14 protein-coding genes are annotated in these 18170 nt (G+C 69.7%); 7 read left to right on the top strand and 7 right to left on the bottom strand.

Annotated features, from left to right (window positions below):
• The first annotated feature begins 283 nt into the window (after positions 1-283).
• Positions 284-946: a hypothetical protein gene (locus ABOD76_RS00715; protein ID WP_350240668.1), complete on the top strand. Its 663-nt coding sequence runs from the start codon at positions 284-286 to the stop codon at positions 944-946.
• Between the two features lie 157 nt (positions 947-1103).
• Here ABOD76_RS00715 and ABOD76_RS00710 read toward each other — a convergent pair whose 3' ends face one another.
• Both ABOD76_RS00710 and ABOD76_RS00705 read right to left on the bottom strand, forming a co-directional pair.
• A complete protein-coding gene (locus tag ABOD76_RS00710; protein ID WP_350240667.1) occupies positions 1104-1661 on the bottom strand; it encodes a DinB family protein in 558 nt (185 codons plus the stop codon).
• Positions 1662-1823: 162 nt separating this feature from the next.
• Positions 1824-4094, bottom strand: a complete 2271-nt coding sequence (locus ABOD76_RS00705) for a helix-turn-helix transcriptional regulator (protein ID WP_350240665.1) — start codon at positions 4092-4094, stop codon at positions 1824-1826.
• Positions 4095-4337: 243 nt separating this feature from the next.
• Between ABOD76_RS00705 and ABOD76_RS00700 the strand changes: the two genes are divergently transcribed.
• On the top strand, positions 4338-4556 hold the full coding sequence (locus tag ABOD76_RS00700) for a hypothetical protein (protein ID WP_350240664.1): 219 nt from the start codon (positions 4338-4340) through the stop codon (positions 4554-4556).
• A 24-nt stretch (positions 4557-4580) separates the two neighbouring features.
• Positions 4581-5801, top strand: a complete 1221-nt coding sequence (locus tag ABOD76_RS00695) for an alpha/beta fold hydrolase (RefSeq protein WP_350240663.1) — start codon at positions 4581-4583, stop codon at positions 5799-5801.
• Here ABOD76_RS00695 and ABOD76_RS00690 read toward each other — a convergent pair.
• A complete protein-coding gene (locus ABOD76_RS00690; protein WP_350241067.1) occupies positions 5798-7741 on the bottom strand; it encodes a PAS domain-containing sensor histidine kinase in 1944 nt (647 codons plus the stop codon). The two genes, ABOD76_RS00695 and ABOD76_RS00690, sit on opposite strands and share 4 nt — an antisense overlap.
• A complete protein-coding gene (locus tag ABOD76_RS00685; protein WP_350241065.1) occupies positions 7738-9138 on the bottom strand; it encodes a GGDEF domain-containing response regulator in 1401 nt (466 codons plus the stop codon). The genes ABOD76_RS00690 and ABOD76_RS00685 overlap by 4 nt, the downstream gene beginning before the upstream one ends.
• Positions 9139-9379: 241 nt before the next feature.
• On the opposite strand from ABOD76_RS00685, the gene ABOD76_RS00680 reads away from it, so the two are divergent.
• Both ABOD76_RS00680 and ABOD76_RS00675 read left to right on the top strand, forming a co-directional pair.
• On the top strand, positions 9380-12559 hold the full coding sequence (locus tag ABOD76_RS00680; RefSeq protein WP_350241063.1) for a PAS domain S-box protein: 3180 nt from the start codon (positions 9380-9382) through the stop codon (positions 12557-12559).
• 254 nt (positions 12560-12813) lie between these two features.
• On the top strand, positions 12814-13692 hold the full coding sequence (locus ABOD76_RS00675) for an AfsR/SARP family transcriptional regulator (protein WP_350241062.1): 879 nt from the start codon (positions 12814-12816) through the stop codon (positions 13690-13692).
• 15 nt (positions 13693-13707) lie between these two features.
• Here the strand turns inward: ABOD76_RS00675 and ABOD76_RS00670 are convergent, their stop codons facing one another.
• A complete protein-coding gene (locus ABOD76_RS00670) occupies positions 13708-14364 on the bottom strand; it encodes a protein-methionine-sulfoxide reductase heme-binding subunit MsrQ (protein WP_350241060.1) in 657 nt (218 codons plus the stop codon).
• On the bottom strand, positions 14361-15320 hold the full coding sequence (gene msrP, locus ABOD76_RS00665) for a protein-methionine-sulfoxide reductase catalytic subunit MsrP (protein ID WP_350241058.1): 960 nt from the start codon (positions 15318-15320) through the stop codon (positions 14361-14363). The genes ABOD76_RS00670 and msrP overlap by 4 nt, the downstream gene beginning before the upstream one ends.
• A gap of 267 nt (positions 15321-15587) precedes the next feature.
• Between msrP and ABOD76_RS00660 the strand changes: the two genes are divergently transcribed.
• Complete coding sequence (locus ABOD76_RS00660; RefSeq protein WP_350241057.1) at positions 15588-16001, top strand: response regulator; 414 nt, start codon at positions 15588-15590, stop codon at positions 15999-16001.
• 33 nt (positions 16002-16034) lie between these two features.
• Entirely contained in the window at positions 16035-17564 is a 1530-nt protein-coding gene (locus ABOD76_RS00655; protein ID WP_350241056.1) for an MFS transporter, read from the top strand.
• On the opposite strand, the gene ABOD76_RS00650 is transcribed toward ABOD76_RS00655, so the two are convergent.
• Positions 17561-18103 carry a DUF1003 domain-containing protein gene (locus ABOD76_RS00650; protein WP_350241055.1) on the bottom strand — a complete coding sequence of 181 codons (543 nt, stop codon included), beginning with the start codon at positions 18101-18103 and terminating at the stop codon, positions 17561-17563. The genes ABOD76_RS00655 and ABOD76_RS00650 overlap by 4 nt on opposite strands.
• Positions 18104-18170 lie beyond the last annotated feature (67 nt).

The following is an 18170-nucleotide window of genomic DNA, read 5'->3' as shown; positions in this document are numbered from 1 at the left end:
GAAGGTCTTGACGGTCGCCCCGGCGCGGACCGACACAACGTTCCCTCCAGCGCACAGGGAACCCTGGACCCCGGACCACCCCACAGTGCGGGGCACGGCCGCTGTGAATCTCAGCCCCGCCCTCGTTCAGTCAGAGGCCTGTCAGAAATGCGGCCCTATGGTGCCTTCAGACACTCAGGACAAGCTGGGCGTCTCCTGTCCCTCGGAGGCGACGACCTTCATCCAGAATGCCGGTCACCTGGGATGAAGCGAGCCAATGGTGAGACCGAACGAGGAGAACCGCATGCACCCATTCCGCCCTATCCACCTGCTCTGGACCGTTCTGCCGCTGCTCGCCGGGTGTGGAAGCGTCGTCGGGACGCTGGTGCCGTCCCAGACGATCGCCAATCCCGCGAACCTCAACGGCGCACGGCTGACGCCCTCGTCCGTGCTAAAGGTGCAGAGCGTCACCGGGTCGGCGCAGTACGACACCAGCCGCTCCACTCCGCCCGCCTCGTTCCCTGACCTGCAGTTCCCGTCGGACGTGCCTTTCAATGTGCGTCCCCACGCGGCCAAACTCACCGCCAGCATGACAGGCGCTACTCTGAGCGGTCCATGCGTGGCTCCGGCATCCTTCACCTTCTCCCTGGACAGCTTCAGGGTTTCGGTCTGGGATTCGGGCAATCAGGCGGGGCAGGCGACCCTGAGCGGCACGCCCAAGCTCACGGTGACCGCCACCCGCAGCGGCACCACGCTTGGCGGCACGGCTTACACGCTGTCCGACCACAGCTTCACCATCAGCGCGGACCAGGCCACCACCGAGCGGGCCATCACGGTCCTGACCAGTGGCGGGCAGAACGACGTGAGCGCCAGCGCGGACGTCAGCGCGCCGGACGATGCCCTCGCCGGATGCGGCCTGACCTTCACCCTCGGCAACACCAGCGTGACGCTCAGCAACTTCCACTGAGTGACTGGGGCGGCCCCCGTCAGAGTCGCTCAGCAAGCCTGCCCCATCCGGCGCCCGCGCTGGCGCTAGGGCGGGCTTGTTCTGTCATTCTCCCGCCCCGGCACCCGGCGTCCAGGGCTGATCTCCACACCTTGCTGACGGCCAGGGTGCGCTCTCCTTACAGCGGTTCGGCAGCCGGGAGCAGCTGGGCCAGATGACGCCGGTAGTGGGCGGCGATCAGCTGGGCGGTCTCTTCGGCATTCAGGGTGCCGAAATACTGATGGGGCAGGCAGGGTTCAGTGAGCCGCCCCTCCACCGCGTAGCGGCTGATCAGCTCCATCACCTCCGAGTGCGAGCGGGCCAGGGCGCGGGTCAGCACCTCCCGGTTCTGACCGGGCACCGGCTCGGTCCCGCTGTGCGCCACGACCCGTCCGTCCGGGTAGACCGCGCCGTAGCCGACCTGTTCATGGGCCTCTCCATCCAGGTGGGCCTGGAGCCGCTGCCTGATCATGCGGTTGGTGCGGACCAGGTGATCGGCGTACTCAGCTGGGCTCCACTTGCCGGGCGCGACCGGCTGGTGCAACGCAGACTCAGGGACACCATGAAGCCACTGCTGCAGGTGATCCAGCCCCTGCAGGGCGTCAGCCATCGCGCCGTCGAGCTGATGCTGATCGTTGTAGAAGATGGTCCTGGGCAAGTAGGCGTCGAGCACAACAGGATCAGTGACCTCAGACATTTGTACCTCCTGAGACGGCCAACGACCTTCAGCCAGACGCACCGCCCTCGCCCGACACACCGGTCCGGGGGCTCCGCAGGCCAACCCCGGAGTTCCTGATCGGTGACACCTCAGGGTAGGCCACGCCGCCTCGGCTCCGCACCCCCAGAATTCAGTAGCGCGTCACCCGGGCAGGTGATTGAGTGTGGCCCAGCGCGCCAGTTCCACGCGGTTGTGAAATCCCTGCTTGCCCAGCATGTTTGACACGTGTTTGCTGACCGTGGTGGAGCTGATCTTGAGCAGCTGAGAGATCCGCTTGTCCGAGAGGCCCTGGCTCAGCAGCCGCAACACCTCCAGCTCGCGGGCTGTCAGGCCAGGGGCGGGAGCGGGCCGGGTGGTGGACGGTTCGTCCAGCCAGGCCAGAACCTGCGGCGTCAGGTTGTCCAGGCTCAGCGTGCCTCCGATGGCCCGCTCCCGAGCATACGCCTCGCCCAGATCCGCCTGAAGGGCGTTGTCCAGCTGCTGCACATGAGGCGCAATACAGTCATCCCAGGGTGCGTTCGTCCTGGCCCGCATCGCCTCGCTGCAGCCCACCAGCTGGGCCGCCAGCGTCAGCCGGCCCGCGTCACGGGCCTCAAAGGCCAGCTGATGCGGCAGCGTATAGCGCAGCAGCGGGTAGTGGAGGCGCAGGGTCCGCTTCCAGGCCTCGCTCGCCAGCGGCAGCGCTTCTTGTCCCCTGCCCAGCAGGTAGCTGGCCCAGTGTCGCATGGTCAGGCCAAACGCGATGCCCAGATCGTAGTTCTCCTGAACGCTGAACTGGTAGGCGCGCTCGAAGTCACCCAGCGCCTCGCCCGGCCGATTCTGCCGCAGCCACGCCACACCCGTATTGTTGATGACGGCCATGCGGGTCAGGTCGTGCGGGTGCTCGTCAAAATGGGCTTCCAGCTGATCGTAGAGCCGACGCGCCTCCGCGTACTCACCGACACTGGACAACAGGCCCGCGTAACTGAGGTGGGTGCAGACCTCACCCTCGCGGTCGTTCAGCTCGCGGTACAGCCGCAGTGCCGCCTCCAGGGCTGGTCTGGCTGGGCCGAACCGCCGCACGTTCATGCTGCACTGGCCCAGGTCGCTCAGGACGGCCGCCAGAAGCGCCGGATGGGCAGCAGCGTCCGGCAGGGCAGCCGACCGCTCGAGCCAGCCAAGCTGCAGCAGCGGCGCCTCCCCTCCCCAGTGATATCCCAGCGCCAGAATCAGGCGCATGGCCTGGGCGGTCTGCTGGTGCTCCACCCACCACGCGAGGGCAGCCTGCAGGTTGGCGTCCTCGGCGGTCATGGAGGCGTGCCACTCCAGGGGGGCTTCATCGCCTACCTTGACGACCTGCTCTGCGAGCGCCAGATAATACGCCGCGTGCCGCTCGTGCAGCATGTCCGCCTCCGGATCAGCGGCCAACTGTTCGCGCCCGAACTCCCGGACCGGTTCCAGCAGCTTCCACCTGGGCTCCGGACTCCCGCTGACCGGCTGGAGCAGGCTGTGCTCGGCCAGCCGGATGATCGCGTCCCGGACGCCAGCGTGGCCGGCCACCGCGTCCAGCGCCGGCAGCGTGAAGCCGTTCACGAACACGCTGCAGGCCCGGAACACCGCCTGTAGCGGCGGGTCCAGCAGGTCGTAGCTCCAGCGGATGGTGCCGCGCAGCGAGCTGCCGTGGTGCGGGCCGTCACTGGGCCCGCCGGTCAGCACCTCCAGCGGGTGGTCCAGCCAGCCGAGCAATCCTTCCAGGGACACGGCCCGCAGCCGGGCGGCAGCCAGTTCCAGCGCCAGCGGCACGCCTTCCAGCCGGACACACAGCTGTTCGATCCGCGGCCGGGTCTGGGCGTCCAGGTTCAGCTGCGGGTCGATGGCCCGGGCACACTCCAGGAACAGCTGCACGGCGCCGCTCTGCTCAGCTGTACGCTGTGCGGAGGGTAGGGACAACGGTCCGACTGGGAGTTCACGCTCGCCCTGCAGGTTCAGGGCCGCGCGGCTGGTCACCAGCAGGCTCAGCCCCGGTGCCTGGGCCAGCAGGCGGGCCAGGTCCGGCGCGGCGGCCGGCAGGTGCTCGGCGTTGTCGAGGACCAACAGGATACGCCGGCCCGTCAGGTGTGCGGCAATCGCTTCCGGCGTGGCGGTCGGCACTTCTAGGGCACTCGCAATCGCTGGCAGCACCTGCAGCGCGTCCGACAGGGCGGCCAGCCCCACCCAGACGGATCCACCCTCAAACTCCGGCGCGAGCAGCTGGGCCAGCTCCACAGCCAGCCGCGTCTTACCAATGCCGCCGGGACCGCGCAGCGTCAACAGCCGCACGCCCGGCGTCTGGAGCAGCCGGCTGGCGGTTCGGAGTTCCGTCTCCCGGCCGATCAGCGGCCGCGCGGGCAGCGGCAGCCCCACGCTTGCGGACTGAACCTGACGCTCAGACATGGTGTTCCCCCGACCACCGGGGCGAGACGGGCCGATCGGAGGGAAGTGGCGGGATCAGCACCTGAGCCGGCCGGGACGTCCGGAGTGGTGCCTCCAGCTTACTGCAGCGGGCGCGGCTCTGGCACTACTCAGTCTTCCCCCTCCCGCAACTCCCTGACTACCAAATGCTCTCGATGTGCCGCCTGCACCCTGCTGCCTACCCTGACGGTGTCGGTGGACGCCGACGGATCAAGGAGGGAAACCATGAAGGCACTGCCCCGCACCGCCGCGCTGATCCTCGCCCTGCCAGTGTTGTCCTGTACGCTCGCCACCGGCTGGCTGCCCCGGCTGGACCCCGGAGCCGGCAGTGGCAGGTCGAGTTCAGCCAGGCCCGCGCACCTGGAGCTGGTCCGCCTCCAGACCGCGCCGCCTCCCCACTCGGCCGGATACGCTGGCCCGCACCAGCCGTACCTGATCCCCTGAGCCCGGCCCGGGTAGAGTGGCGCCATGCCTCTCTCCTATCGCCTGGGCGGCCTGGTGATCACCGACCACGACTTCCAGCTGCCGCTGGACCACGCTCAGCCTGACGGTCCGCAGCTGCAGGTGTTCGCCCGCGAGGTGGCCGACCCGGACGGCCTGCAGCGCCCCTACCTGGTGTACTTTCAGGGCGGTCCCGGCTTCGAGGCGGGGCGCCCGGTAAACCCGCCAGCGTGGCTGGAGCGCGCGCTCAGGGACTACCGGGTGCTGCTGCTGGACCAGCGCGGCACTGGCCGCTCCACGCCGGTCGGCACACTGCCGGGCCTGACGCCGCAGCAGCAGGCGGATTACCTGCGGCACTTCCGGGCCGACAGCATCGTGCGCGACGCTGAACGCATCCGGGAGGCGCTGGGGGTGGAGCGCTGGAGCGTGCTGGGACAGAGCTTCGGCGGCTTCTGCGTCACGACCTACCTGTCGTTCGCGCCGGACGGCCTGCGGGAAGCATTCATCACCGGCGGCCTGCCACCCATCGGCCGCCCCACCGAGGACGTGTACCGCGCCACCTACCGGCGGGTCATGGACCGCAACCGGCGCTTCTACGCCCGCCACCCGGAGCACCTGGAGCAGGTCCGGGCCATTCACCGGCTGCTCCAGCAGGAGGACGTGCGGCTGCCGTCCGGCGACCGCCTGACCTCGCGGCGGTTCCAGCAGGTGGGCCAGAGCATGGGCATGGGCGCGGGGCTGGAGCAGCTGCACTACCTGCTGGACTTCCCGGCCGGGTCGCCCGCCTTCCTGCATGGGGTAGAGGCGGCCTTCGGCTTCGCCCGCAACCCCCTGTACGCCGTGATCCACGAGGCCTGTTACGCCGACGGGGTGGTCAGCGGCTGGGCCGCCGAGCGGGTGCAGCCACCCGAATTTCCGGAGGAGTACTTCACCGGCGAGATGGTGTACCCGTGGATGTTCGAGGAGTCGTCGGCGCTGCGGCCGCTCCGTGAGGCCGCCCATCTGCTCGCCCAGGAGCGCTGGCCCCGGCTCTATGACATCCACCAGCTGCGCCAGAACCGGGTGCCGGTGGCGGCCATCGCGTATACCGACGACATGTATGTGGAGCGCGCGTTTTCGGAAGAAACGGCCGCCGAGATCCGCAACATGCGGCTGTGGCTCACCAGCGAGTACGAGCACAACGGGCTGTCGGTGGACGGCGAACACATCCTGGGCCGCCTGATCGAGCGGGTGAGAGAGCCGCTCTAAGAGTGTCGGGCCGCCGGCCGGAACAGCACGGCAAAGGTGGTGCCGACCTCCAGCTCCGTCTGCACCTCGATGCTGCCGCCGAAATGCCCCTGCACGATGTCGTGGATGATCGAAAGCCCCAGGCCGGTGCCCTTGCCGACCCCCTTGGTGGTGTACAGCGGATCGAAGATGCGGGGCAGCACCTCCGGGCGAATGCCGCTGCCGTTGTCCTGCACCTCCATCCGCAGGGCCTCGGCGCCGCTCACGAAGCGCACGTCCACCCGCCGCACCCCGGCCCGCTCCTCGCAGGCATGGATCGCGTTGATCACCAGGTTGGTCAGCACCTGCGTGAAGCGTCCGGGTTCGCCGCGCAGCGTCAGCGCCGTGCGCACCGACTCCAGGTGCAGTTCCACCTGTGCGGCCCGCGCCTCGTGCGCCAGCATCGCGAGCGTGTCGCCGGCCAGCCGCGCCGGATCGAACTCGGCCACGCCACTCACCGTGTCACGGGTATGGCCACGCATCTGGCGGATGAACTCGCCGATGCGGGCGGTGGTCTTGCCGGCCTCGTCCAGCGCGGTCCACAGCTCTCCGGCAATCTCGCGGTGATCGTCGGGCGTCACCTCCGGGTGACCGATGGAGCGCTGATATTCCTGCACCAGTTCGCGCGCCACGTGCAGGCGGTTCATGGTGGCGGCCAGCGGCGTGTTGATTTCGTGCGCCAGGCCGGCGGTCAGGCGGCCCAGGCTGGCCAGCTTCTCGCTGGACAGCAGCCGGTCCTGGCTGGCCCGCAGCGCCTGCTGGGCCAGCCGCTGCTCGGTCACGTCGCGCGAGTTGACCACCAGGCCGCCCACGTGCGGGTCGTCCAGCAGGTTGGTGCTGAGCGCTTCCAGCCAGCGCCACTCGCCGCTGGCGGCCCGGAAGCGGAAGGTGGGCCGCACTGTCGCGCCCAACCCGCCCGCCACCAGCGCCGCGACCATCTCCATGATCTCGGTGTGACTCTCCTCCGGCAGGTACTCCAGCACGCTGTGGCCCACCATGGCGTCCGGCTCGTAGCCGAGCACGGCCCGGATGGACGGGCTCTCGTACAGGATCGTCCCGCCCGCGTCCAGCACCGTGATCAGGTCGGAGGCGTTCTGCACCAGCGAACGGAAGCGGCCCTCGCTGGCTTCCAGCGCCTGCTCCGCCAGCTTGCGGTCGGTCACGTCGCGCGAGTGGCACACGATGCCGCCCACGTTCGGGTCGCGCAGCCGGTTGGTGCTGGTCACTTCCAGCCAGCGCCAGCGCCCGTTGCCCGAGACGTGCCGGTAGATGCCGGTTACGGTCAGGTCCGGCGACGCCAGGACCCGCTGGAAGTCGTGGAGGCACGATGCGAGGTCCTCGCGATGAATGGCACTGAACAGCTGCCGGCCCAGCACCTCCTCCGGCCGGATGCCGTGGATCGCCTGCACCGCCGGGTTGACGTAGATGTAGCGGCCCTCCGGGTCTACCACAGCGAACACGTCGCTGCTGTTGTCCACCAGCGAGCGGGCCCGCGCCTCCTCACGCTTCGCCCGCTCTTCGGCCTCGCGCTGCCAGGTGATATCGAGCATCAAGCCGCTGATGCTCACCAGGCGACCCTCCGATACGTTGGGCGTCACGAAGTCACGGATCCACACGGTGCGGCCGTCCTGGGCCCGCATGCGGTAGTCCAGCTGGAACGGCTGGCCACGCCGGATGCCGGCCTCCATGTCGGCCAGCGTCACCCCGGCGTCTCCTGGATGCAGGCTGTCCTCCCAGAGGCTCGGCGCACGCAGCCAGTACTCCGCGGTGTGACCCAGCAGCACCTCGATCTGCGGACTGATGAAGGTGACAGACCCGGTGTCCGGATCGGCAGTCCAGACGACCCCACCGATCTGTTCCAGGACCGCCTGGAGCTGTGGGGGCTGGGAGGCGGCTTCAGGGCGGTCCAGGCTGCGGGTCACGCCCACTCCGGGGCCGCGTCAGCCGTCAGCTGGTCCTGCACCACCCGGTCGCGGCCCTGCTGTTTGGCCACGTAGAGCGCCCGGTCGGCGCGCGCCAGCACGTCCTCCGACAGCGCCGCCGACTGGTCCCAGGGGCCAGGGCACGGCAGGCTCGCCACCCCGACGCTGACCCGCACCGGCACCGCCTGCTGCTCCACCTGGAAGTTCAGCTCCGAAATGGAGCGCCGCAGCCGTTCGGCGATCACGTGGGCGCCGGCCGGCGGGGTGTGCGGCAGCAGCACCACCAGCTCCTCACCCCCGTAGCGCCCCGCCACATCGGAGCGGCGCAGGTGTCCCCGCACGCACTGGCCCAGCGCGGCCAGGACCCGGTCCCCCACCAGGTGGCCGTGCGTGTCGTTGATGCGCTTGAAGTGGTCCACGTCCAGCATCAGCACACTGGTGGGCAGGTCATGGCGGGTGGCCAGCTGCACCGTCTCTTCCAGGCGCGCCAGCCAGGCGCGCTTGTTGGCCAGCCCGGTCAGGTCATCCACGGTGGCCAGTTCATACAGCCGCGCGTTCTCCATCGCCACCGCCGCCTGGGCCGCGAACAGTTCCAGGAGGTGCAGGTCCCCGTTCTGAAACGAGCTGTCCACCAGCGCCACGCCGACCACCCGGCTGCCCACCTTCAGCGGCAGCACCGTCTGCTCGCCCAGCAGACTCTGGCCGCTGCTGGCTGCCGCCTGGATCAGCGCCTGCTCCTGCGGATTGAGCGTCAGCCAGCGGCTGGACTCAAAGCGCCCGGTGCCGACCCGGATCATGAACTCGGCGTCGCCGGGCGTGGCCACCAGCCCGTTGGGGGCGTGGGTGGCCACGCAGGCGCCGGAGAAGCCCAGAATGCCCTGAATCTGAAGCAGGATGCCGCGCAGCAGGTCTTCCAGCGGCTGCAGGCGGTGCAACTCCGGCGCGGCGTTCAGGATGTACTCCAGCCCGCTGCGCGAGGCGTGCAGCGCCCGCACATGCCGGAAGGTCTTGAGCGCGGCGTCCACCCAGACGAGCAGTTTGTCGGGGCCTTCGGACTTGTCGTGGTAGCCCTGGATATCCAGCTCGCGCAGCATCTGGCGCGGCGGCTTCTCGGAAGCGTAGCCGGTCTGCAGCACAATCTGCACCCTCGGGTCGAAGGTGCGGACCTGCCGCACCACCTCTTCTCCGGTCATGCCGGGCATGAAGTAGTCGAGCAGCATCAGATGCACGTCGTGTTCACGGCACAGCCGCACGGCCTCGGCGCCGCTCGGCGCCTCCAGCACCTGGTGGCCGTCCGCCTGCAGCAGTCTGCTGATGGTACTCAGCAGGTCGGGATCATCGTCCACCACCAGGACGGTGTGACCGGAGGCTTGAGCTTGAGTGCGGATTCTGGCCATGAACGGGTCTCCAGGGATGTGGGGGCGGGGACGGGAGTGGCCTTCACGCTACCCCCGCCCTTCTGACAAGATCTTGACCGGAACGACGATGAAGACCCCTGGCACTGGTGACAGAAGCTGAGGGCGCGGTAAGAATGGCGCAAGGTTCAATGAGCTAGCCTCTACGGACCCTGACTGTTGGTCCTGCGACGGTCTGCTTCACCACCTACGCACGTCTTTTCCACCACGCCCCCGAGGTCCCGTGAAGAACGCTCCCGATCAGCCCTCCAGAACAGCGCCCTGGTTTCAGCCGGGCGCCGGTATTGTGGAAGCGCTGTTCACCCACAGCACCGACCTGGTGCTGCTGCTGGATGCCGCCGGTGAGGTGAGGGCCTGTAATCCGGCGGCCCGGGAGGCGCTCGGCGCGCTCACGACAGCCGGCGCCTGGACGCCGGCGCCGATCCAGACTCTGATTCACCCGGACGACGCGCTTCGGATGCACGCCGAGGTATTTGGTGAAGCGCAGCCCGGTGCCAGCGTGGGGCTGTCGCCGTTCCGGGTGCGCGGGCAGGCCCAGCGCTGGCGCTGGCTGGAAGGCACCGCCGTCAACCTGCTGCACGACCCGGAGGTGCAGGGCCTGCTGGTCCTGGCCCGCGACGTCACCGCTCGGGTGGTGGCCGAGCGGCTCGGCGCCGCCCAGCAGCAGGTGGCGGCCGCCCTCAGCACCGCCACCACCGCAGACGATGTGGTGGCCGTGATTCTGCAGCACGCCCTGGAGGCCCTGGGCGCGGCGGCCGGCGGCGTGCTGCGGCTCACCCCGGACGGAGCATTTCTGGAACTGCTCGGGAGCGCCGGGTATGAAGAACAGCCGGGCAACGCGTGGGCGCGCGTGCCGCTTTCCGGACCCGTGCCGGCGGCCGAGGCGATCCGCACCGGCCAGGACCTGCTGCTGAGCGCGTCCGCCTGGGACAGCCTGTATCCGCAGCTGCCGCGCAGCAGCTATCAGGCGGCCGCCGCGCTGGTTCTGAACCACGAGGGTCGGCCAGCCGGCGCCCTGACCCTGCACTTCCGCGACGACCTCCAGTTCACGCCCGAACACCGCCAGTTCATGCGTGCGCTGGCGGACCAGTGCGCCTATGCGCTGGAACGCGCCACCCTGCTGGACCGGCTGCGCACCAGCGAGGCCCGCCACCGCAAGTTCAACCAGTTCGGCGCGGACCTCGTCAGCGTGATTTCACCGGAGGGGGTCCTGACCTACACCACCGACGCCACGCCCCGGCTGCTGGGCTATCCGGTGAGCGCGCTGGTGGGACAGTCGGCCTTCGCATTCATCTTTGAGGCCGACCAGCCACTGGTGATGCAGGCCATCGGTCAGGCGCTGGCCACGCCCGGTCAGCCGGTGCAGGCGACGTACCGTTTCCTGCACCAGGACGGACGCTGGATCTGGATCGAATCCATCGCGGCGTACCACCCGGACGACCCGGAAATCGGCGGCATCCTGGTCAACTCGCGCGACGTGACCCACCAGATGGCGCTGCGCGACGAACTGAAGGACCGCGAAGCCGCCTTCCGGCATCTGTTTGCCCACAACCCGCTTCCGATGTGGGTCTATGACCTGCAGACGCTGCGGGTGCTGGAGGTCAACGACGCGGCGGTCGTCAAATACGGCTACAGCCGCCAGGAATTTCTGCAGCTGCACCTCAAGGAACTTCGCCCCGGCGCAGACCGGGACGCCTTTGAAACGCTGATCCACGACCTTCCGCCCGTGCTGCAGCACGCCGACCCGGTCTGCCACCTGCGCAGGGACGGCACGCCCATTGACGTGATCGTTCATGGCCATGGGTTGACGTTTGCGGACCGCCCGGCCCGGCTGGTGGTGGTGGAGGACGTGACTGAACAGCTGGCCGCGCAGCGCGCCCTGCAGGAGAGTGAACGCAAATTCCGGCTGATGGCCGAGAACTCCTCGAATTTGATCACCGCCCAGCGGGTCGGCGACCCGGAGATGTACATCTCGCCGGCGGTGCATGAGCTGCTCGGCTACACACCGGAGCAGGCGGCCCGACTGAACCATCAGGACGTGCTGCACCCGGACGATCTGCCGGGGTACCGGACACTGCGGCGCTCGCTGATCCGGGGTCAGGGCGACCGGGCCGAGCTGGCCCTGCGGGTGCGGCACGCCCAGGGCCATTACGTCTGGCTGGAAACCAGCGCCCGGGTGGTGCGCGATCCGCTGACCGGGCGGGCCACCGAATACCACAGCTCGTCGCGTGACGTGAGTGCGCGCAGGCAGGCCGAGGCCCAGGTGCAGGCCCAGGTGGAACGCTACCGGCAGCTGCTGGACCTGACCGAGGCGCTGGAACAGCAGCACGATCCCACGACGCTCGCCTACGAGGCGCTGGAGCGGTACGTCAGCCTGACCGGCGACGCCTGCGGGTTCTATCTGCGGCTGCACGGCGAGGAACTGCGGGTGGTCCACTCGTGCGAGGTGAACCTGTCACTGCACCGCGGCCTGACCCAGGGCTTTCCCACCCTCGCCTCGTTCGGCAGCATCGGGGAGGTGCTGAGAGCCGGACAGCCGTTCTTCGGCGTGGTGGACCACGGTGCGCTGCCGCCCCAGGTCGCGGCGGTTCTGGGCGAGTTCCGCTCCATGGCTGCCCTGCCGGTCTTCGAGGACGAGCGGCTGCTGGGTATTTTCATGCTGCTGTCGCGCCGTCCGGAGGTGGACACCGAGGCCCGGCGGCTCCTCGCCGCCATCGCGGAGCGGGTCAGCGTGGCGCTGGAACGCCGGCTGCATATGGTGCAACTCGCCAGCTCGCGCGAGGAGACGCTGCGCGCCCTGGGGCTGGTGCTGGAGTACCGCGACTACGAGACGGCCGGGCACACCGACCGGGTGGTGCGCCTGACCGAGCGGCTCGCGCGGGCACTGGGCTTCAGTGGCAGCGAGCTGGACGCGCTGCGCTGGGGCGCTTACCTGCACGACACCGGCAAGGTGGCCATTCCTGACAGCATCCTGCGCAAACCCGGCAAGCTGGACGCTGAAGAGTGGGCGGTGATCCAGCAGCATCCGGTGATCGGGTACGAACTGCTGCAGCACCTGCCGAACCTGCCGGCCTCCACGCTCGAGGTGGTGCGGCACCATCACGAGCGCTGGGACGGCACCGGCTACCCGGCCCAGCTGGCGGGCGAGGCCATTCCCCTCGCGGCCCGACTGTTCGCCGTGATCGACGTGTACGACGCGCTCACCGACCGGCGGCCCTACAAGCGCGCCTGGACCTCCCAGGAAGCGCTGGCCGAGATCGAGCGGACCAGCGGCAGCCACTTCGATCCCCAGGTGGCCCGCGCCTTCCTGGAGTTGATGGCCAGCGAGCACCCGGACGAGCCGGCGGACGATGAGGGCGCCGCGCTCCAGCCCCCCTGCGCCCGGACCGTTCCGTCCCTATAACCGGCGCACCTGGAGCGCACGGACAGTGAAGCACGCGGACCCCTGATCGGGCTGGTTGATGACCGGGCCACTTCTGGGCTGAAGGAACGGCGCATCATCCGGCAGCTGGAGCGTGGCCTGCCAATCGGGACCGCCCGACCGTCGGCTGGGTGAGCGATCCGGTTCAGCGTGATGGAGCAGTGCTGTGGACGTGAGGTGCCGACCGGGCAGCCTGCGGTAATGCCTCCGTAATGCCCGCGGAGCATACTCTGGGTATGAGCCTCAGCCGGTCCACCCCTTCAGAGCCGCGTCCCATTCCCGCGCACACGGCCGACTCCCTGGTCGTGTGCGCCTTCGGGCGGCCAGAGGTGCGGCGAGGTGCGCAGCCGGTCACGTGGGCGGCCGCCAGCGCTCAGGAGTTGCTGTACTACCTGCTGTCGTCTCCCGAGGGGCGGACCCGCGAGCAGATTCTGGAGGACCTGTGGGGGCTGAACCCGGGCCCGGCCAGCGCCAACCGGTTCCGCGTGACGATCCACCGGCTGAGGACGGCGCTGGCGGATCCGGCCAGTGTGACCGAGCAGTACGGCCGCTATCAGCTGTCGGCGGCGGTGCTTCAGGCGTCGGATGTGCACGGCTTTTACGCGGCCCTGCATGAGGCCGAGCGAGCGACGGACCCGTCGGCCCGACTGCAGGGCTTTCAGGCGGCCGTGGACCTGTACCGCGGCGATTACCTGCCGCAGGTGACGGCCGAGTGGGCCCGGCAGGCGCGTGAGGAGCACCGGGCCGCCTACGTGCACGCCTGCACCGAACTGTTCCTGACCCGCTGCGGGGCCGGCGACTGCCCCGGCGCCGTGGTGGCGCTGCAGCGGGCGCTCACGGCGGACCCCTATCAGGGCGAGCAGCACCACCAGAAGCTGATGACCTGCCTGTCGGCGGTGCAGGACCGCTACGCGGCCATCGAGCATTACCGGCGCTTCCTTCGGTTCCTGCACGACGACCTGCACGACACCCCGATGCCGGACACCGTGGCGCTGGCTGAGCGCATCAAGGCGGGCGAGCGCATCTGTCAGCAGCGGGAGGCCCCGGCACCCCGTTGTCCGTACAGCCGCGACGGGCAGTGCGCGGCCCGGCCCAGCGCCCCAACCCCACACTGAGCAGGTATACCCCGCTTAGGCCGAGGGCGGACGCTCGCTGGAGGCACCCAGGCGGGTGGCCGAGGCCGGACGCCGGCCACCCGCCCGCCGCGCCAGCACCACCCGCACGATCAGCAGCGCCGCCACCAGCAGCGCGTAGATCAGCGGCTCGGTATGGTCCTTCTTGACCCCCCACCAGTAGTGCAGCACGCCCAGGCCGGCCGCCAGATACACCAGCCGGTGCAGCGCCGTCCAGCGCGCGAAGCCGAGCCGCCGCACCGAACCACGGAAACTGGTCAGCGCCAACGGGAGGAGCAGCACCAGCGCTCCAAAGCCGGCGGTGATGAAGGGGCGCTTCAGTACATCGTCCAGCACCGTCTGAAGCGTGAAGCCCTGGTCGAACAGGTAGATGCCGAAGTGCAGCAGGGCGTACAGGAAGGCGATCAGGCCCAGCGCTTTGCGGATGCGCGCCGGCCAGGTCCAGCCGGTCAGCCGCCGCAGCGGTGTACACCCCAGCGACAGGACCAGCGTGGCCAGCGTCAGCACGCCGGTCTGCAGCAGCGCCCGCTGCACCGGATTGGCGCCCAGCGCGCCGGTACGCGCATCCAGCAGCAGCACCGCCACCGGCAGCAGCCCACCGATCACCACGGCCGGGCCCAGCCACGCCAGCGGTGGCCGGACGGCGGCCTTCAAAAGTTCCTTCTCAGGTCAAGGCCGGTGTAGAGGTGCGCGACCTGATCGGCGTACCCGTTGAACGGCAGGGTCTTGCGCCGGCCCAGATCCCCGATCCGCCGCTCGGTGGCCTGACTCCAGCGTGGGTGGTCCACCGCCGGGTTGACGTTGGCGTAGAAGCCGTACTCGTCGGGGGCCGCGAGGCTCCAGGTGGTGTGCGGCTGCTTCTCGGTCAGGGTGATGCGGACCACCGATTTGATGCTCTTGAAGCCGTACTTCCACGGCACCGCCAGCCGCAGCGGGGCGCCGTTCTGACCGGGCAGCACCCGGCCCTGCAGGCCCACCGCCATGAACGCCAGCGGGTGCAGCGCCTCGTCCAGCCGCAGCCCCTCCACGTAGGGCCAGTCCAGCACGTTGCCGCGCTGGCCCGGAAACTGCTTGGGGTCGTAGAGGGCCGTGAACTGCACGTACTTGGCCTTGCTGGTGGGCTCCATGCGGCGGATCAGGGCGGCCAGCGGAAAGCCCAGCCACGGCATCACCATGGACCAGCCCTCCACGCAGCGCATCCGGTAGATGCGGTCCTCCAGCGGGAACCACGACTGCAGCGTGTCGATGTCCACCGTCTGGGGCTTGCGCACCTCGCCGTCCAGCCGCACGGTCCAGGGCCGGGTGTGCAGGCTGCCGGCCATACGGGCCGGGTCCGCCTTGTCGATGCCGAACTCGTAGAAGTTGTTGTAGCTGGTCGCCTGGGCGTAGGGCGTGATGGGATCTTTGACGTCGTAGGGACCGAGCGGCCGGGCGGCCGGTGTGACAGCGCCGGGCAGCGTGCCCTCGGCGGCGGCTCCGGGGCGGCGACTGAGCAGCTCCAGGCCGCCACCCAGGCCGGCGACTGTCCCGGCAAACAACGTGGCGTTCCGCAGGAAGGTGCGCCTGGGCAGTTCCTTCTGAACAGACGGATCTTCGGGTTCGTGTGCCATTTCAGGACCTCCGGGCGCCGGCCGAAACCGACATGAGCAGGACGAGGCCAGCGGCCTTCTGAGATATACGCGCCGGGACCCCATCTGGATCTGGCCCTCGTGGCCAGGGTACCGCCGGACTGCGGGCCAGAATGGTGCTGAACGTCCTGTCCGCGGCCCGCCGGCGTGCCGTTTCTCAGGAAACGGTCAAGGCCGCATGGGCAGCCGGAGTGGTGACGTTAGTCAAATGTGGCGGGTCCGTCACCGACCCGCTCGCTACAGTGAGGCATGAAACGCCCCGTCCAGATCCTGCTGGTCGAGGATGAGCCGGCCGACGCCGAGCTGATCACCCACGCCCTGTCGCTGACGCAGCCGCCGCCCCGCTGCGTGGTGGTGGGCAGCGGGGCTGAGGCGCTCGCCCACCTGGCGGCGAGCCCGATGCCGCCTCAGCTGGTGCTGCTGGACATCAACCTGCCGGACATGCACGGCCTGGAGCTGTTGCAGCAGATCAAGCGCGACCGAACACTGGCGGCCCTGCCGGTGGTGATCCTCAGTTCCTCGGATGCCCTGCCGGACATCTATCAGAGCTACCGGGACTTCGCCAGCAGCTACCTGGTCAAGCCTGACGACCTGGGGCAGCTGACCCACGTGATGCAGGCGCTGTGCGATTTCTGGCTCCGGACGGCCCGCCTGGCCCCCTGACCGGCGCGGCTCCCCTGCAGGGTACGCTGGGGCATGACCACCGCCCCCGTGCCCTGGACCACCCCGCAGCGCTGGACTGTGGCCGCCGCGGTGCTCGGGTCCAGCCTCGCGTTTCTTGACGGCAGCATCGTCAACGTCGCGCTGAACGCCATTCAGCGCTACTTCGGGTCGGGCGTGGCCGGCAGCCAGTGGATTGTCAACGGCTACATGCTGATGCTGGCCGCCCTGATCCTGACCGGTGGGGCGTTGGGGGACCGGTATGGCCGGCGGCTGGTGTTCGGGCTGGGGGTGGCGATCTTCGCGGTGGCCTCGCTCGGCTGCGGACTGGCCCCGACCCTGAACGTGCTGATCGCCGGGCGGGTGCTGCAGGGGGTCGGCGGCGCGCTGCTGATTCCTGGAAGCCTTGCCATGATCGGGGTGCTGTTCGATGACGCGGGGCGGGGCCGGGCGGTGGGCCTGTGGTCGGCCGCCACCTCCGCCACCAGCCTGCTCGGGCCGGTGCTGGGCGGGCTGCTGGTCCAGCTGTCGTGGCGCTGGGCCTTCCTGATCAACCTGCCGCTGGCGGTGCTGGTGCTGCTGTGCCTGCGGCAGGTGCCGGAGACGCGCAGCCCAGGCGCGCAGCCGCCCGACCTGTTCGGCTCGCTGCTGGCGGCCGTGGGACTGGGCCTGCTCACCTTCGCGCTGATCCAGGCGGGCGGCCCGGCCGGGGCCGGCGGCCTGGGGGGGCCACTGCCGCTGGGCCTGCTGGGCGCCGCCCTGTTGCTGGGGTTTGTGCTCTGGGAGGCCCGTGAACAGCACCCGATGCTGCCGCTGACCCTGTTCCGGCGGCCCGCGTTCAGCGGCACCACCGTGCTGACCCTGCTGCTGTACGGCGCCCTGGGCGCCCTGACCTTCTTCCTGCCGTTGAACCTAATCGGGGTCCAGGGCTACACGCCGGCCCAGGCGGGCGCGGCGCTGGTGCCGCTGGCGCTGCTGCTCACCGTGCTGTCAGGTCCGGTTGGACGCTGGTCGGCCCACACCGGGCCGCGCCTGTTCCTGACGGCCGGGCCGCTGACCTGCGCCGTGGCCTTCGCGGTGTTCGCCCGCACCTCGCTGGGCGGCAGCTACTGGCAGAGCTTCTTTCCCGCCATCGTGGTGCTGGGGCTGGGCCTGAGCCTGACGGTGGCGCCGCTGGTCAGCGCGGTGCTGGGCAGCGTGGAGCCGGAGTACAGCGGCACCGCGTCCGGGGTCAACAACGCGGTGTCGCGCACCGGCGGGCTGCTGGCGGTGGCAGCGCTGGGGCTGGTGATGCTCGGCAGCTTCCGCAGCGACCTGAGCCGTCAGCTGCACTCCCAGCAGCAACCGCCCGCCGTGACTCAATCGATGCTGGCCCAGGCGGACCGGCTGGCCCAGGTGCCGATCCCGGCCGGTCCTGCGGCGCGCACCGCGCAGCTGCGGGGCTCGGTGCAGCGCGCCTTCGTGGCGGGCTTCCAGCGGGTCAGCTGGTGGTGCGCGGCGCTGAGCCTGCTGGCCGCCGTCACCGCGCTGCTGTCGTTCCGAGCCGGACCGGCACGGGACCGCTAGCGCTCCTCTGTTCCCGCGTCGTCCTGCGTCACGATGGCCTCCAGAATCGCCTGCGGGCTGCTGGCCTGCTGCATCACCTCCGCCTCCAGATCAGGGCGGTCGTGCACGTTCGGCAGGTCGCGCCGCAACTCCTCCAGCAGTCCGATCAGTTTGGCAGTGCGCTGCTCGGTCAGCAGGATCACCTGCAGCTGCAGCTGGGCGCGCTGCTCGGCCAGCTGCGCCTGCCGGGCCTGCGACACCAGCACGGTGGCGGTGGTGATCAGGCTCAGCACTCCGACGAGTCCCTGAAGCCAGAAGAACGGCGGCGCGTCCCAGGGCCGTGAGGTGACGACCTTGAGGTCCAGGTTCAGCAGCACCCACAGCACGGCCACCGTCAGCGACACCACCAGAAACACCGGCCGCACCAGCAGGGCCCCCAGCCGCTCGATGGGACGGTGCAGGTTGGTCAGGCCCGCCTCGGCCTGCTGGCGCAGGAGCGCGTTGATCTCGGCGTTGCCTTCGATCAGCTGGGCAAATCGGTCGTCGTGCGCTTGGGCCATGCTGTGAATTCACCTGTCTGCAGCTGCGGCAGCCTCGGCCGTCAGTCTAGCGGGCGCGGCGGCACGG

This window comes from Deinococcus sonorensis KR-87 (assembly GCF_040256395.1).
Taxonomy (GTDB): domain Bacteria; phylum Deinococcota; class Deinococci; order Deinococcales; family Deinococcaceae; genus Deinococcus; species Deinococcus sonorensis.
The sequence above is the reverse complement of the archived record's forward strand: the minus strand, read 5'-3'. Positions and strand labels throughout refer to the sequence as shown.